The organism is Mycolicibacterium sp. Y3 (assembly GCF_051188035.1).
Classification (GTDB): Bacteria; Actinomycetota; Actinomycetes; order Mycobacteriales; family Mycobacteriaceae; genus Mycobacterium; species Mycobacterium fluoranthenivorans.
In genome coordinates this window covers 74,042-90,628 of sequence record NZ_JAVQLT010000001.1, presented here as the reverse complement: position 1 = coordinate 90,628, position 16,587 = coordinate 74,042, and the positions used below count along the sequence as shown (strand labels likewise).

The 16,587-nt window shown below is 68.8% G+C and carries 14 protein-coding genes; 12 read left to right on the top strand and 2 right to left on the bottom strand.

Annotated features, from left to right (window positions below; genetic code table 11):
- The first annotated feature begins 160 nt into the window (after positions 1-160).
- The 5 genes from QN239_RS00410 (at position 161) to QN239_RS00390 (ending at position 7,116) form a co-directional block, all read left to right on the top strand.
- Positions 161-1,045 (top strand): hypothetical protein, encoded by an 885-nt coding sequence (locus QN239_RS00410; RefSeq protein WP_499007594.1) that lies wholly within the window; start codon positions 161-163, stop codon positions 1,043-1,045.
- On the top strand, positions 1,042-2,445 hold the full coding sequence (locus tag QN239_RS00405) for a hypothetical protein (protein ID WP_499007592.1): 1,404 nt from the start codon (positions 1,042-1,044) through the stop codon (positions 2,443-2,445). Before QN239_RS00410 ends, QN239_RS00405 begins: the two co-directional genes overlap by 4 nt.
- A 164-nt stretch (positions 2,446-2,609) precedes the next feature.
- Positions 2,610-4,439: a phosphoenolpyruvate carboxykinase (GTP) gene (locus QN239_RS00400; RefSeq protein ID WP_167155476.1), complete on the top strand. Its 1,830-nt coding sequence runs from the start codon at positions 2,610-2,612 to the stop codon at positions 4,437-4,439.
- A gap of 416 nt (positions 4,440-4,855) precedes the next feature.
- Complete coding sequence (locus tag QN239_RS00395; protein WP_499007590.1) at positions 4,856-6,154, top strand: calcium:cation antiporter family protein; 1,299 nt, start codon at positions 4,856-4,858, stop codon at positions 6,152-6,154.
- A gap of 11 nt (positions 6,155-6,165) precedes the next feature.
- The gene (locus QN239_RS00390; protein ID WP_499007588.1) at positions 6,166-7,116 is read left to right on the top strand and encodes an SDR family NAD(P)-dependent oxidoreductase; all 951 of its coding nucleotides are present in this window, start codon (positions 6,166-6,168) and stop codon (positions 7,114-7,116) included.
- 3 nt (positions 7,117-7,119) lie between these two features.
- Here the strand turns inward: QN239_RS00390 and QN239_RS00385 are convergent, their stop codons facing one another.
- Positions 7,120-7,551, bottom strand: coding sequence for an SRPBCC family protein (locus QN239_RS00385; RefSeq protein ID WP_499007587.1), 432 nt, complete (start codon positions 7,549-7,551; stop codon positions 7,120-7,122).
- Complete coding sequence (locus tag QN239_RS00380; RefSeq protein ID WP_499007586.1) at positions 7,548-8,945, bottom strand: DUF2867 domain-containing protein; 1,398 nt, start codon at positions 8,943-8,945, stop codon at positions 7,548-7,550. Before QN239_RS00380 ends, QN239_RS00385 begins: the two co-directional genes overlap by 4 nt.
- 192 nt (positions 8,946-9,137) lie before the next feature.
- Here QN239_RS00380 and fadD4 point away from each other — a divergent pair, with 192 nt between their 5' ends.
- Genes fadD4 through QN239_RS00345 form a run of 7 tightly spaced genes read left to right on the top strand, consistent with a single transcriptional unit; the run spans position 9,138 to position 16,580 of the window.
- Positions 9,138-10,658, top strand: a complete 1,521-nt coding sequence (gene fadD4 / locus QN239_RS00375) for a fatty-acid--CoA ligase FadD4 (RefSeq protein WP_499007584.1) — start codon at positions 9,138-9,140, stop codon at positions 10,656-10,658.
- Positions 10,655-11,548 (top strand): enoyl-CoA hydratase/isomerase family protein, encoded by an 894-nt coding sequence (locus QN239_RS00370; protein WP_499007583.1) that lies wholly within the window; start codon positions 10,655-10,657, stop codon positions 11,546-11,548. Before fadD4 ends, QN239_RS00370 begins: the two co-directional genes overlap by 4 nt.
- 46 nt (positions 11,549-11,594) lie before the next feature.
- Entirely contained in the window at positions 11,595-12,854 is a 1,260-nt protein-coding gene (locus tag QN239_RS00365; RefSeq protein WP_499007581.1) for an MFS transporter, read from the top strand.
- Positions 12,787-13,170: an ArsR/SmtB family transcription factor gene (locus tag QN239_RS00360; RefSeq protein WP_090362997.1), complete on the top strand. Its 384-nt coding sequence runs from the start codon at positions 12,787-12,789 to the stop codon at positions 13,168-13,170. Before QN239_RS00365 ends, QN239_RS00360 begins: the two co-directional genes overlap by 68 nt.
- Before the next feature lie 14 nt (positions 13,171-13,184).
- Positions 13,185-14,141: a MaoC family dehydratase gene (locus QN239_RS00355; protein ID WP_499007579.1), complete on the top strand. Its 957-nt coding sequence runs from the start codon at positions 13,185-13,187 to the stop codon at positions 14,139-14,141.
- Between the two features lie 40 nt (positions 14,142-14,181).
- A complete protein-coding gene (locus QN239_RS00350) occupies positions 14,182-15,285 on the top strand; it encodes a CoA transferase (RefSeq protein WP_499007576.1) in 1,104 nt (367 codons plus the stop codon).
- Complete coding sequence (locus QN239_RS00345) at positions 15,279-16,580, top strand: amidohydrolase family protein (RefSeq protein WP_499007575.1); 1,302 nt, start codon at positions 15,279-15,281, stop codon at positions 16,578-16,580. Before QN239_RS00350 ends, QN239_RS00345 begins: the two co-directional genes overlap by 7 nt.
- Positions 16,581-16,587: the final 7 nt, after the last annotated feature.

Genomic DNA, 16,587 nt, shown 5'->3' with positions numbered 1-16,587 from the left:
TACCCGCATCGTGGTGCAGATTGATACCCAACAGTTGCCTGGAACACCGTGTGCGAAAAAACACCGTTCACGACCACCTCGCCGCAGTGTCACCATTTGATGTGGGGATTGGTGTCAGTGCGACGCATGAGGTGAGGAGCCGGTCATTTTCGCCGAGGAGTTGGCGGCTTTCGCCGCACGGACCGGCGATGCCCGCCTGGCTCCGATGCTGCGGCGGCTGACCCGGCCCATCACGGTTCGTGTCACCGGCCGACCGGGGACCGGACGCGCCACGGTCGCCGCCGCGCTCGGCGGTGCCGGTTGGACCGTGCTGAACCCACCCGGTCCCGATACCGGCGATGTCACCGTCCTGGTGGTCGCCGAGACCGTCAAACCCGAGGACCCGGCAAGCCGGGCGGCGCTGGTGGTGCTCAACAAGATGGATCTGCTCGGCGCGGCGGCGACTCGGCAGGTCGGCGAGATCCGCCGTCGCACCGGCCGCCCGACGGTGCCGCTGAACGCCATGTTGGCCACCGCCGTGCTGGACGATTCCCTGGTCGGCGCCCTGCAGGTGCGGGCCCTCGACCAACCCGGCCGCGGGTCGACCGTCGATGCCGCCCTCGCGGATCGGCTGCTCGCCACCCTGGACCGGTTCGGCATCGTCGCGCTGACCGACGCGCTGCGGGCGGGCACGGAGCCGTCCGCGCTGCCGGGCCTGATCCGTGAACTCAGCGGCCTCGACGACGTCCTCACCGCCCTCACCGCGGCGACGGCGCCGGTCCGGTACGGGCGCATCGAGACGGCCCTGACCGAACTGCGGGCGTTGGCGGTGTACTCCGGCGACGTCGCGCTGTGGGATCTGCTCGCGTGTGACGCGGTGGTGCTCGCGGTGATGTCGGCCGCGGCCGATGTCCTGCGCGCCGACGGGTTACCCGTCGCTGACGCTGATGCCGGCGCCGATGCGGTGCGGTGGAGTCGGTACGGCCGCGGACCGGTGAACGCCCTGCACCGCCGGTGCGCGCATGCCCTCACCCGGGGAGCTCTGCGGCTGGCGGAGCGGGCATGAGCCCCGAGACCGCACCCGAGACGGTGCCCGCCGGTGTCGACCCGCCGGGCGTGGTGCGCCGCGATGTCGTCGCGGTGGTCGGGCCGTGGCTGGCGGGGGTGTCCGCCCTGGCCGAGGCGCTGCGGGCCAGAGTTCCGGGGCGAGCCTTCGTTGAAGCCGCCGACCTGGCTCCGGACCATGCGCCGGTCGCAGTCGTGTTCGCGGTATCCGCGGTGGCGCCGCTGACCGAGTCGGACGCAGCGCTGCTGGATACGGCCGCGCGCAACACCGACCTGCTGATCGGTGCCGTCACCAAGATCGATGTGCACCGGGCCTGGGACCAGGTGCTGGCCACCGACCGGGAGATGCTCGCCGCCCGATCGCCGCGGTATGCGCAGATGCCGTGGGTCGGCGTGGCCGCCGCACCGCAGGACGGCGAGCCTGCGCTCGACGAGCTGGTCGAGGTGTTGGCCGCGAAGCTGGCAGACGACACCGTGGATCGCCGAAATGAATTGCGTGCGTGGGAAACTCATCTGACCGGGCGGATCGGCGCGCTGAGCGCCGGGCGGCGGCCGGACGGCCGCGCGGCATTGCTCGCCGCCGAACGTGAAGAGTTGACGCGGTCCCGGCGGCTGGCCCGTTCCGAACGCCACATCGCCCTGCGGAGTCAGGTGCAGCAGGCGCGGGTGCAGTTGGCGTATTACGCCAGGAATCGGTGCGCCTCGGTGCGCACCGAGCTCTCCGAGGACGTCGCGGAGTGGAACGGCAGGAGAGCCGACCGGCTGGTGTCCTATGTGCACCGGCGGTCGGCCGAGGTGATGCGGGAGGTCGACGACGGCATCACCGAGCACCTCGCGGATGTCGCCGCCGAACTCGGCCTGTCCGTTCCCCAGGTGCCTGCGCCGGATCCGCTACCGGATCCCGGTGTGCCGGGGCTGCGGTCCAGGACGCTGGAGACGCGGCTGATGATGCTGCTCGGCGCGGGATTCGGACTGGGCGCCGCGTTCGCGGTGAGCCGACTGTTCGCGGGCCTGGCACCCGGTCTGGCCGCATCGGGTGTGGTGATCGGCGCGCTGGCCGGACTGCTGCTCAGTGTGTGGGTGGTCGGCATCCGCAGCGTGCTGCACGACCGTGCGGTGGTGGACCGCTGGGTCACCGAGGTCACCGCGAGGCTGCGGGAAGCGGCCGAGCAGCGGGTCGCCGGCCGGGTTCTGGTTGCAGAAGTCCAGTTCACCGGTGAAAATGCGGCCTGGGACGAGCGGCAGGCGGCCGAACTCTCCCGGCGGCTGGCGGAGATCGACGCCGACCTGCGGGATATCGCGGTGGTCACCGCGCGATCGGCCGCCGAAGGCCAGCGGGAATTGTCTCGGCTGCGCGCCGCGCTGAGGGCGGTGTGTGCCGAGCTGCGCAGCGGGTATTGAACGGTTCTGGCGTTCTGGGGTTTCTGAATCGTTCTTGTGAGTGATCGGACATTGTCCCGATTCACTACGCGTATGTCACGGGAGTTAACCTCTCCATAGGGACGATCGTGACCTACCAGTTATCGCCAATGCTACTGGCGCGTAACCTACGCAGGAGATATTAGATGACTTCAGCGACCATTCCCGGTCTCGACACTGCACCGACCAAACATCAGGGGTTGTTGGCCTGGGTTCAGGAGGTCGCGGAGCTGACGCAGCCCGACCGGGTGGTTTTCGCCGACGGCTCCGAGGAGGAGTACGAGCGTCTCGCCGCGCAGCTGGTCGAGGTAGGTACCTTCCAGAAGCTCAATCCGGAGAAGCAGCCGAACTCCTACCTGGCGCTGTCCGACCCGTCCGACGTCGCCCGCGTCGAATCCCGCACGTTCATCTGTTCCGAGCGCGAGGTCGACGCCGGCCCCACCAACAACTGGATGGCGCCCGCCGAGATGCGGTCACTGATGACCGATCTGTACCGCGGCAGCATGCGCGGCCGGACCATGTGGGTCGTCCCGTTCTGCATGGGCCCCCTGGACGCCGAGGATCCCAAGCTCGGTGTCGAGATCACCGACTCGGAGTACGTGGTGGTCTCGATGCGCACCATGACCCGGATGGGTCAGGCCGCGCTGGACAAGATGGGCGACGACGGGTTCTTCGTCAAGGCACTGCACTCGATCGGCGCCCCGCTGGAGCCGGGTCAGAAGGACGTGCCCTGGCCCTGCAATGACACGAAGTACATCACCCACTTCCCGGAGACCCGGGAGATCTGGAGCTTCGGTTCCGGCTACGGCGGTAACGCGCTGCTGGGCAAGAAGTGCTACTCGCTGCGCATCGCCTCGGCGATGGCCCACGACGAGGGCTGGCTGGCCGAGCACATGCTGATCCTCAAGCTGATCAGCCCGGAGAACAAGGCGTACTTCATCGCCGCGGCGTTCCCGTCGGCGTGCGGCAAGACCAACCTCGCGATGCTGCAGCCCACCATCCCGGGCTGGCGTGCCGAGACCGTCGGTGACGATATCGCGTGGATGCGGTTCGGCAAGGACGGCCGCCTCTACGCCGTCAACCCCGAATTCGGTTTCTTCGGCGTCGCACCCGGCACCAACTGGAGCAGCAACCCGAACGCGATGAAGACCATCGCGGCGGGCAACACCGTCTTCACCAACGTCGCCAAGACCGACGACGGCGATGTGTGGTGGGAGGGGCTGGAGGGCGAGCCCGACCACCTGATCGACTGGAAGGGCCACGACTGGATCCTGCGCGAGACGGAAAGCAAGGCGGCGCATCCGAACTCGCGCTACTGCACCCCGATCTCGCAGTGCCCGACGCTGGCGCCGGAGTGGGACGACCCGCAGGGCGTGCCGATCTCGGCGATCCTGTTCGGTGGCCGCCGCAAGACCACGGTCCCGCTGATCACGCAGGCTCGCGACTGGCAGCACGGCGTGTTCATCGGTGCCACGCTGGGCTCCGAGCAGACCGCCGCCGCCGAGGGCAAGGTCGGCACCGTCCGCCGCGACCCGATGGCGATGCTGCCGTTCCTCGGCTACAACGTCGGCGACTACTTCCAGCATTGGATCAACATCGGTAAGAACGCCGACGAGTCCAAGATGCCCGCGGTGTTCTTCGTGAACTGGTTCCGCCGCGGCGACGACGGCCGCTTCCTGTGGCCCGGTTTCGGCGAGAACAGCCGGGTGCTCAAGTGGGCCATCGAGCGCATCGAGCACACGGCCGAGGGCAAGAGCACGCCGATCGGTATCGTGCCGACCGCCGCTGATCTGGACCTCGAGGGTCTCGATGTGAAGGCCTCCGATGTCGACGAGGCGCTGGCCGTGAACGCCGATGAGTGGCGCGCCGAGCTGCCGCTGATCGAGGAGTGGTTCGAGTTCGTCGGCGAGAAGCTGCCCACCGCGATCTTGGACGAGTTCGACACGCTGAAGACGCGCTTGGCCGAGTCCGACTGACCGTTTCGCAGCCACAGACACCGCCCCCGGCCCAGGCCGGGGGCGGTGTCTTTTTGTTCACCATTTGCTAGGGGTGGCAGGAACGCTGAGTTTGAACGCCCAAACAATCGGATACGTAGGCGCTGATCAGCAAATTCAGGGTATTTGACACGATTAATTTGTAGCAACGCTAAGTTGCTGTGCCGTTGCCGGGCGGGTAGGGTCGGGCACAGCGAAGGGGAGTAGTTCCTGACCGCCGGCTGGCCCGGCGCGATGCGGATGGTCGACACACTGGCGGCGGTAGTCGCCCGGCCCTCCACCGGATCCCATATCCGGCGAGCGAGACCTTCGGCCGACATGACATCTGTCGGTCCGAGGTTTCGTCGCCGTCGATGAAGTCCGGGCCGGACACCGCGCACACAGCAAGGACTGCCCTCATGACCAGAACCCACGGATGGACCCTCATCCGGTCGCTCGCCCTGGCCCTCGTCTTCATCATTCCCGCTCTGGTGGTACGCGTTGCCGGCCTGCATCCGAATGCGATTGTGGCGCTGGTGATCTACGGATCCGCGGTGGTCGCCGCCAGTTTCCTGCTGGCCTGGGCCGCCGAAGCGGCACAGATCGATGTGTCGGGCGGACTGGCCATCGCCGTGCTGGCGCTGATCGCGGTGCTCCCGGAGTACGCGGTCGACCTGTACTACGCGTACACCGCCGGCAGCAATCCCGAGTACGTCCAGTACGCGGCGGCGAACATGACGGGCTCCAACCGGCTGTTGATGGGTATCGGGTGGCCCGTCGTCGTGCTCGTCGCCCTGTGGGTGGCCCGCCGCACCACAGGTCAGAAGACGTCGAAGATGGCACTGGACCCCGGTAACCGCTTGGAGCTCGGGTTCCTGCTCATCGCCGGTGTGATCGCCTTCGTCATCCCGTCGACCGGACGGATCCACCTGGTGCTGGGGGTGGCGCTGCTGGCCTGGTTCGGTTTCTACCTCTACAAACTGACCCGGGGCGAGGTCGAGGAACCCGATCTGATCGGCACTGCCGCCGCCATCGGCGCGCTGCCTACCCGGACCCGCCGCCGCACCGTCGTCGCCCTGTTCGTGATCGCGGGTGCGGTCATCCTCGCGTGTGCCGAACCGTTCGCCGAGAGCCTCATCGGCGCCGGAACCGAACTGGGGATCGACAAGTTCCTCTTGGTGCAGTGGTTGGCGCCGCTGGCGTCGGAGGCACCCGAGTTCATCATCGCGATCATCTTCGCCAGCCGGGGCAAGGGCACCGCCGCGATCGCCACGCTCATCTCGTCGAAGGTGAACCAGTGGACGCTGCTGATGGGCTCGCTGCCCATCGCCTACATGGCCGGCGGCGGCGGAAGCGCCCTCGTGCTGGACGGCCGCCAGATCGAAGAGGTGTTGCTCACCGCGACCCAGACCTTGATGGGCATCGCACTGATCCTGTCGCTGCGCTTTCACCGGCACACCGCCTGGCTGCTGCTGGCCCTGTTCCTGGTGCAGTTCCCCATCACCTCGACCACGGGCCGGCTGGTGCTGTGCGGTGTCTACGGCGTGCTCGCCGTCGCCGGTCTCGTCGTCAACCGGCGCGAGCTGCTCCCGACGCTGCGGGCCCCGTTCGGTGCGCCGACGTCCGCGCACGTCGTTGACGGCTCGGCGATGTCGCCGATACGGAGGGCCGGCGGCTCCGAATCAAGAGAGGAATCTCAGCTCGTCACGGACCGATAGGAGCCACCCCGATGACCAGCTTCCCCGGGAAGTTGTTCGACGTCCTGCTCGACCGCACGATCGCTGCGGGTTACTCCCGAGTGGGCTACGCCATGCGGGAGCGGTTCTGGCCGGCCCTGGATCCGGGCGCGCTGGACGGGGCGACGGTGCTGGTCACCGGCGCGAACTCCGGTATCGGCAAAGCCATTGCGGCCGGTGCCGCCGAGCTGGGCGCCACCGTGCTGATGACGGTGCGGGACCGCGCGCGCGGCGAGGCGGCCCGAGACGACATCCGCGCCGGGCTGCCCGGCGCGAAGCTGGTGGTGCAACGCTGCGATGTGTCGGATCTGGCGGACGTGCGTGCGTTCGCCGCCGAGCTGACGGCGAGCCAGCCTCGGCTGGACGCGGTGATCCACAATGCCGGTGTCATGCCACCGGAGCGCACCTACACGGCCGACGGGCACGAACTGTCCCTGTCCACCCATGTGCTGGGGCCCCTGCTGCTCACCGAGCTGCTGCTGCCCGCATTGGTCGCCTCGCCCGATCCGCGCGTGGTGCTGATGTCCTCGGGCGGCATGTACACCCAGCCGTTGCCCGTGGACGACATCGAATACCGCAAGGGTCGCTACCGCGGCGCGACGGCATACGCGCGCAGCAAGCGGGTCCAGGTCGCGCTGACGCCGCTGCTTGCGAAGCGCTGGCCGGTGATGGTGGCGGCGATGCACCCGGGTTGGGCGGACACTCCCGGAGTCGCCGAGTCCCTGCCGGCGTTCCGCCGACTGACCGGCCCGGTGCTACGCACCGCCGAGCAGGCCGCCGATACCGCGATCTGGCTCACCGCAACAACTCCCACGCCACCGTCGGGTGAGTTCTGGCATGACCGCCGGATCCGTCCGATGCACTATCTGCCGACCACGCATTACAGCGATGCCGACCTGAACTGGGTATGGCAGTACTGCACCAACGCGGTCGGACTGGCGTAGCTCTCAGATTTTCGCGAGTTCGCGGCGCAGCCCCTGGGCTCCCTTGTCCATCAGGTTCCCGACGGCCAGCCGCAGCAGCGGCTCGGCCCAGTGAAGTAACCCCTGGAACGCGAATTCGATCTGGTAGGTCACCTGCGAACCGTCGGAGTCCGGGCGCACGGTGATGGTGTCATGCGCGATGAGCGAGGAGTTCTCGCCGCGCAGGCGGATGGATTTCCCCGGGGTCACCTCGGTCACCTCATAGACCAGTTCGCTGGTCCGGCCGGCGAATTTCGACGTGTTCTCGTATCGGGTGCCGACACCCCCGTCACCGGCGACCCGCACGGTCCGCACCGTGCCCGGATCCCACTGCTCGGTGGTGGTGAAGTCCGCCAGGTAGGCGAACACCGCATCGGGTGCGGCCTGGGTGTACACCGTGCGCTGCATCTTGATCATCTGCGCTCCTTCGTATGGTCGGTCGCGGCGACGCCGCGGAGCAGGCCGGCGAGCCCGGCCCGGTGCATCGGCAGCAGGGCATACCAGAAGATCTGTCCGGCAAGCCCTTTCGGGGTGTAGATGGCCCGCTGGTGGACGCGGGTGCGCTGTGCGTCGAGAGGTTCGAGCTCCCATTCGAGCCGGATGCTGCCCGGCGCGCGGGTGTGCGCCAGCACGCGCAGATACTGCGGTTCGGTCTTCTTCTCGACCCGCCAGTGGCGGCGTCCCGGACCGAACGGGAACGGCCGCCGGCGATTCTCGGTGCGGCCCCCGTCGAGGGCGTGCCACACTCGGTCGACGGGTTCGTCGCAGTCGATACTGCGCACATCGGTGTACACCACCTCGCCGGCCCAGGACGGATCGGACGGCAACGGGTCCGACGGCGCCCCGTTCGCCGAGGCATTCGCCCACGTGGTTTCCACCTCGCCCCTGTCGGCCAGCCGGAGCGCGAGGGTGACGGCGTCCCGGTAACCGGTCAGCCCGCCGGGCGGCGGTGCGATGATGGTATCGATATCATGTTCGGCCGCAACGGCATCCGTGCTCAGCGATTCGATGAGGGCGCGACCGATACTGCGGGGGACCGGTGTCACCAGGCCGATCCACAACCCGGCGAGTTTCGGTGTGAGGACCGGGAGCACCAGGATCCGGCGCGGTGCCAGACCGGCCACCTCGGCGTAGATCTGCATCATCTCGCCGTAGCGCAGCACATCGGGACCACCGATGTCGTAGGTGCGACTTTTCGGCAGCTCGGCCGTCGCCGCCGCGATCAGGTAGTACAGCACATCGCGCACGGCGATCGGCTGGATGTGGTTGTTCACCCAGCGCGGTGTGGTCATCACCGGCAACCGGTCGGAGAGGTGCCTGATCATCTCGAAAGACGCTGAGCCGGAACCGATCACCACGCCGGCCTGGAGCACCACCGTCGGAATGCCGGAGTCCATCAGGATCTGCCCCACCTGGGCGCGTGAGCGCAGGTGCGTCGACAACTGATCGGAGTCCGCGTGCAGGCCGCCGAGGTACACGATGCGGCCCACGCCGGCGTGGGTGGCCGCCTCGGCGAGATTGCGCGCGCTGCGGCTCTCCGCCTCGATGAACTCCCCGACGCTGTTCATCGAATGCACGAGGTAGTAGATGACATCGACGTCCCGACAGGCGGCGTCGAGGGTGTCCCGGTCCATCAGGTCGCCCTGGCAGACCTCGACATCCGCAGCCCACGGCACGGTGCCGATCCTGGCCGGATCGCGGACCAGCACCCGCACCCGATGCCCGGCGGCCAGCAGTCGCGGCGCGAGCCGCCCGCCGATATAGCCCGTCGCTCCGGTGACCAGCACCCGAAGTGAACCGTCGTCCGTCACAAGGCCTCCTGCCGGCCACGGACTACGTCGCAGACGTGGCCACGCGTGGATTCCACCGAACCTCCCAGACCAAACCCTTGTCCTCCGACATTCGGAGCCGGCGGCCGCCCGGATGGGCCGGCGAAGCTCGTCGTGGCACGTGTGGCGGCCACCACTTGACGGGTGTCAAGAGGCGCGTCGTAGAGTCAGCCCATGCAGATCCGTGAAACCGCGCTCGCGACCCCTGACAAGCCCGCGGTCATCCTGTATCCGGCCGGCACCGTCGTCACCTTCGGTGAGATGGAGGCCAGGGCGAACCAGCTCGCCCACTACTTCCGCAGCCGCGGGCTGCGCGAGGGTGACGCCGTGGCGATCCTCATGGAGAACACCGAGCACATGCACACGATCATGTGGGCGGCGCGGCGGTCGGGGCTGTACTACGTCCCGATCAACACCCATCTGACCGCGGCCGAGGCGGCCTACATCATCGACAACAGCGAGGCCAAGGCCATCGTGGGGTCCGCCGCGCTCCGCGACGTGTGCGCCGATCTGGCTGCACACCTGCCCAGCGGACTGCCCGACGTGCTGCTCACCACGGCCGATGACCTGGACGGCTGGGCGCAGTACCCGGCGGCCGTCGTCGATCAGCCCCAGACGCCGATCGACGACGAGTGGGACGGGGACCTGCTGCAGTACTCGTCGGGCACCACCGGCCGACCGAAGGGCATCAAGCGCGCGCTGCCGCATCTGCCGCCCTCGCAGACGCCCGGAATGATGGCGGCGCTGGTGTCCTTCTGGATGAATCCCGACGCGGTGTACCTGAGCCCGGCGCCGCTGTACCACACCGCGCCGTCGGTGTGGTCGATGCAGGCGCAGGCCGGTGGCATCACGACAGTGGTGCTGGAGAAGTTCGACGCCGAGGGCGCGCTGGATGCCATCCAGAAGCACGGCGTGACGCACGGGCAGTTCGTCCCGGTGATGTTCACCCGCTTCCTGAAACTGCCCGAGCAGGTCCGCCGCTCCTACGACGTCTCGAGCCTGCAGCGGGTGATGCACGCTGCGGCACCGTGCCCGGTGGAGATCAAGAAGCAGATGATCGACTGGTGGGGTCCCATCGTTGACGAGTACTACGCCTCCTCCGAGGCGATCGGTGCCACGCTGATCAGCGCCGAGGAGTGGCTGACCCACCCCGGCTCGGTGGGTAAGGCGATGACCGGGATCGTGCACATCCTCGACGAGTCGGGCAACGAGTTGCCGGCCGGTGAGGCGGGCGAGATCTTCTTCGAGGGCGGTCAGGATTTCGAGTACCTCAACGATGCCGAGAAGACCAAGTCCGCGCGTGATTCGCGGGGGTGGAAGACGGTCGGCGATATCGGCTACCTCGATGAGGACGGCTACCTCTACCTCACCGACCGGCGGCATCACATGATCATCTCCGGCGGGGTGAACATCTACCCGCAGGAAGCCGAGAACGTGCTTGTCACGCATCCGAAAGTGATGGACGCCGCGGTGTTCGGCATCCCCGACGCCGAGATGGGCCAGAGCGTGAAGGGCGTGGTGCAGACCGTCGATCCCGATGATGCCACCGAGGAGTTCGCACATGAGCTTCTTGCCTGGCTGCGGGATAACCTGGCGCACTACAAGTGCCCGCGGTCGATCTCGTTCGAGGCGCAGCTGCCGCGCACCGACACCGGCAAGCTCTACAAGCAGGAGCTGATAAACAAGTACTCGTGAGCGAACTGGCGCTGCCGGCAGGCATTCTCGTCGGTACCGGCGCGCCCGCTGATCATCTGACCTTCACGCTCACCGAGGATTCCTCCGAGGACCCACGGCTGATCACCGTCGACTCGGTCGAACAGGCGGTCACCGAGCTGACCGAACGATGCGCGCGCTGGCCGCAGGCCGCCGCCGTATGCGATGACGTGCTGCGTGCCCTGGACCCGGCGGCCCCGGCATTCGGGGGCGTGATCACCGAATCGCTGGCGTATTCGACGCTGCAGGCCGGTCCGGAATTCGGCCGCTGGTTGGCCGGCCGCGGACCCGTGCAGATGCCGGTCCTGCCCGATCCCGTGCAGGCCGAACGCGCCGGGGACACCCTGTTCGTGCGTTTCAACCGTCCGCAACGGCATAACGCGTTCACCACTGATGCGCGTGCCGCGCTGCTGGAAGCGCTCGAGGTGGCCCGGCTCGACGACGGCATCACCGAGGTGGTGCTGACGGGCAACGGCCGGTCGTTCTGTAGTGGCGGTGACCTGGCCGAGTTCGGCACCTTCGACGATCCGGCCAGTGCACATCTGGCGCGCACCAGGTACAGCCCGGCGCTGGTGCTGGATGAACTCGCCGGCCGGCTGGGGCCGCGCTGCCGTGCCGTGGTGCACGGTCAGGTGCTCGGCAGCGGCCTGGAGATGGCCGCGTACTGCGGGCACGTGCGGTGCCACCCCGATGCGGTACTCGGGCTGCCCGAACTCGCCCTCGGGCTCATCCCCGGTGCCGGTGGCACGGTGAGCATCACCCGGCGGATCGGCCGCTGGCGCACCGCCTATCTGGTGTTGTCGGGCCGCACCATCGACGCCCGCACCGCGCGGGCGTGGGGTCTGGTCGACGAGATCGGATCGACCGCCTGAATACCTACATGTGCGCAACTGCGCACATGTAGGTCATACTTGTCGCATGGCTTTGCGGCATCGCGTCTTCCGGCGGCTCTACGTCGCCCAGGTGACCGCACTGGCCGGCACCGGACTGCTGACCGTCGCGCTCGGGTTGCTCGCCTTCGAGCTGGCCGGCGGCGCTGCCGGCACGGTGCTGGGCACCGCGTTGGCCATCAAGATGTTCGCTTATGTCTTTGCGGCGCCGGTGATGTCGGTGGTGACGGCGCGGCTGCCCCGCAAGGGGGTGCTCGTCGGGGCGGATATCGTGCGCGCGCTGGTCGCCTTGTCGCTGCCCTGGGTGCACCAGGTCTGGCAGATCTACCTGCTGGTGTTCGTATTGCAGGTGGCGTCTGCCACCTTCACGCCGGCATTCCAGTCGGTCATCGCCGATGTGCTCACCGACGAGGGCGACTACACCAGAGGTCTGGCCTTGACCCGGCTGGCCTATGACCTGGAATCGCTGCTCAGCCCACTGCTGGCCGCGGCACTGCTCACGGTGATCGCCTATGACGGCCTGTTCGTCGGAACCGGCGCCGGATTCCTGGTGTCGATGGCCCTGGTGCTGACCACCGCGGTACCGCCGCCGGCAGCCGTGGCTGCGCCCGCGCCGCTGCCCGTGCGCGTGCTGGCGGGGATGCGGATCATGATGCGCAGCAACGAATTACGGAGTCTTCTCGCGATGAACGTGGTGGTCGCGTCGGCCACCGCGCTGGTGGTGGTCAACACCGTGGTCTATGTCCGGGACCTGCTCGGGGGTGATAACACCCAGGTGGCGTTGTTGTTGGCCTGCTACGGCGCCGGGTCGATGGCGCTGGCCCTGCTGCTCCCACGATTGCTGGGCGCGTACCCGGACCGGGTGTTGATGCTCACCGGAGCCGGCCTCGCGGCGGCCGGCCTCGGTGTGACCGCCGCTGTGCTCGTGGCCGGCTTTGTCGATTGGCCGGTCCTGGCCCTGCTGTGGGTGGTGCTCGGTGCGGCGACGTCGATGATGAACACACCGGCGGGCCGGCTGCTGCGACGCAACGCCGGTGCGGACCGCGCCGCGGTCTTCACCGCGCAGTTCTCGCTGTCACATGCGGGATTCCTGATCACCTATCCGGTGGCCGGATGGGTGGGCGCGACCGTCGATCAGGGTGCCGCCGCCTCGATTCTCGCTATCCTCGCTACATTCGCGGCGTTGGCCGCGGTGCGAATCGCACGGAAGGACACGGTCGATGGGCAGGCAGCCGGTCTCGGGGGAACGGGGACCGAAGCCAGGTCAGTCGCCCAGTCTCGTTCATGAGGCCGCACCCGATCGGGAACGGCTCGATATCGCCAGTGAGACCTTCGGCATGCTGGCCGACCGCACCCGGCTGCACCTGTTGTGGTTGTTGGCCCAGGGCGAGGCCGATGTCACGGCACTGGCGGACGCGACCGGAGCATCCCGCACATCGATCAGCCAGCATCTCGCCAAACTGCGGTTCGCCCGGCTCGTGGACACCCGCAAAGACGGGCGCCGGGTCTTCTACCGGCTGCGTGACGGGCATCTGAGCCGCCTGGTGCAGGAAGGTCTCAACCACGCCGACCACCGGGTGACCGGGGAGCCCACCCACCCCTGACTAGAGTGCGGGCCGTGACTGCGCATACGCCGGGTGGCCCGTATTTCGACGATCTGCGGGTCGGCCAGGTCTTCGACACCGCGCCGTCGATGACACTCACCTCCGGTGCGGCGGCGACCCATCAGGCCATCCTGGGGGACCGGCTGCGCCTGCCCCTGGACGCCGAACTGAGCCGGGCGGTGACCGGGGCCGTCGGCCCACTGGCCCACCCCGGTCTGGTGTGCGATATCGCGATCGGTCAGTCCACGCTGGTGACTCAGCGGGTCAAGGCCAATCTGTTCTACCGGGGCTTGAATTTTCACCGCTTCCCGGTCATCGGGGACACCCTGACCACCCGGACCGAGGTGGTCGGACTACGCCAGAACTCCGCCAAACCCGGTCGCGCCGCCACCGGGCTCGCGGCGCTGCGGATGACCACCGTCGACCAATCCGGCCGGTCCGTGCTGGACTTCTACCGCTGCGCCATGTTGCCGCTGTCCCCGGACGCGCCCGAGACCGGCCACGCCGACGATCTGACCGCGATCGGCGCCGGTCATCAGGTGCCGCCGGATCCGACGGCCGGCTGGTCGGTGGGCGCAGTCCGGACCTCGGGGCGACCCCCGGTGGGGGCGGTCCTGTCCAGTACGGCGGATGTGGTGTCCAGTGCCCCGGAACTCGCCCGGCTGTCGCTCAATATCGCGGCCACTCATCATGACTGGCGTCCGGGCGGGCAGCGCCTGGTCTATGGCGGGCACACCATCGGTCTGGCCCTGGCACAGGCCGCCCGGTTGCTGCCCGACTTGCTCACGGTGCTTGGCTGGGAATCCTGCGACCACACGGGCCCGGTGCACGAGGGCGACACGCTGTTCAGCGAACTGCATGTCGAGACGGTGGGACCCGATGGCCGACTGGGGCTGAGATCGCTGGTCTACGCGGTGGGCGAGCCCGACCGTCAGGTGCTGGACTGGCGTTTCGCCGCCCTGCACGCCTGAACCGGCGCGCCTCGGCGGCGCGCCGGGGCAAGATGGCGGGATGACCGAGGTGGGTGTTCCGCAGCAGATCTGCGCACGCGCCCAGCAGATCGCCGACCGGTTCGCGCTGCGCACCGGCGTCCCCGTCGATGCCACCCAGGTGCTCACCGGCCGTGCCGTGCAGCTGGGCTGGGCGCCCCGGGGCAGGTTCTCCGCGGGCGGTGCCACCCGACTACTGCGCGGGGCGGACGGCTGGTGCGCACTCACCCTGGCCCGCCCCGACGATCTCGACGCGGTGCCCGCACTGGTCGGCGCCGAGGTCATCACCGATCCGTGGCAGGCGGTGCAGTCCTGGATCGAGCGGCACGGCGCCGTCGAGGCCGTCGGGCGGGCCCGGTTGCTCGGTCTGCCTGCCGCCCTGCTCGGTGAAACCGCAGCGGCCGCACCGCGACTGCGCCGCACCGGGACGCCGCGGATGCGGCCGTGGGCCGATCTGCTGGTCGTCGACCTGTCGTCGATGTGGGCCGGCCCGTTGTGCGGGCACCTGCTCGGGTCCGCCGGCGCCACCGTGGTCAAGGTCGAGAGCCCGCGCCGCCCCGATGGCACCCGTGCCGGACCGGCTGCCTTCTATGACTGGATGAACAGTGGAAAGCTTTCCTATTCCGTCGATTTCGATGACACCGAAGCCTTGCGCCGGCTGCTTGCGGTGGCCGATGTGGTGATCGAGGCCTCGCGGCCGGCCGCGCTCCGGCGGCGCGGGCTGGGCCCCGACACCGTCACACCCCGCGATGGCCGGGTATGGCTGCGGATCACCGGGTACGGCGGCGACGGTGCGGGAGCGGACTGGGTGGCTTTCGGCGACGACGCCGCGGTATCCGGCGCGCTGGTCGGATATGACGGCGGTGGGCCGGTTTTCGTCGGTGACGCCCTCGCCGACCCGCTGACCGGTCTGCACGCGGCCGATGCGGTGGCCGAATCCCTGAGCCGGGGCGGGGGAGAACTCATCGACATCTCGATGGCGGCGACGGCGGCGCGCTACGCGGGCTTCGGGGGCGAGTGCCGCCGCGCGGCAGCACCGGAGCCCGGTTGCCCCGCACCGAAGTTGGGGGCCGATAACGCCCGAGTTCAGACGTTGGTCGAGGAAAGGTGGTCCGTGTCATGCTGATTCGGCGTGCAACCCTGCTGGATGGCGATGTCGTCGATATCCGGGTGGACTCCCGGATCACCGAGGTCGCCCCGGCGCTGGAGCCCGCCGACGGGGAACAGGTGCTCGATGCCGGGTTCGGCCTGGTGATCCCCGGTCTTCATGATCACCATGTGCACGTGCATTCGGCTGCCGCCGCGGCAGATTCGCTGCGCGTCGGCGTCGGCGAGGTGCACGACCGCGATGATCTGGCCCGGGTGCTGGCCGATGCCGAGGTCGGGGATGACGGTTGGATCCGCGCCATCGGCTACCACGAGGCGGTGGCCGGCTCCCTGGACCGGGACGGACTCGACGCGTTGGCGCCCTCGGTGCCGGTCCGGATCCAGCACCGCAGCGGTGTCCTGTGGACCCTCAACTCGGCCGGCCTGGCGGCTGTCGGGCTCGCCGATCACCCGGACGGCCGGCTGCGCAGTGCCGACCGGTCCTGGTCGGATGCGCTCAAGCGGCGGGATACCGCCGTCGATGATCTCAGCCGGCGCCTCAGCAGGTACGGGGTCACCGGAATCACCGATGCCACACCGGATCTCGACATCACCGATATGGTGGTGCTGGCCGAGGTGCACCGTCGTGGCGGCCTGCGTCAGCACGTGCACCATCTCGCCCCCGGCAAACGCATCCTGCACGACGAGGATCTGGATCTCGGTGAACTCACGGCCTGGATCGGGCGCCGTCACGACGAGGACGCACCGGTGGCGCTGCACTGTGTGACCGCCGCCCAACTGGTCGTCAGCCTCGCCGCGCTGGGCGATGCGGGTGTGCATCCCGGTGACCGCATCGAGCACGCGGCGGTGGTGCCCGACGATCAGCTCGAGGTGCTCGCCGGGCTGGGGGTCACCGTGGTGACCCAACCCAACTTCGTCGCCGAACGCGGCGATCAGTACCTCGCCGACGTACCGGCCGAGGAACACCAGTACCTGTGGCGACTGGCCTCGCTGCTGGAAGCCGGTGTGCCGGTGGCACTTTCCACCGATATGCCGTTCGGCGACGGCGACCCGTGGGCGGCGCTACGGGCGGCCGTGCACCGTCTCACCCCGTCGGGCGCCGTGCTGGGGGCGCGGGAGCGCATCGACGCGCGGACCGCGCTGACGCTGTTCCTCGGCGACGCGTCCGAGCCCGCCCGGGCCCGGACGGTGGCGCCCGGTGCGCCCGGCGATCTGTGTGTGTTGGCCGGCCCGCCCGAGGATGTGCTGCGCGATCTGGACGCAAAGTGGGTGGCGGCCACCATCATCGACGGCCAGGTGGTCGGCCGGGATTAGCGGTGTG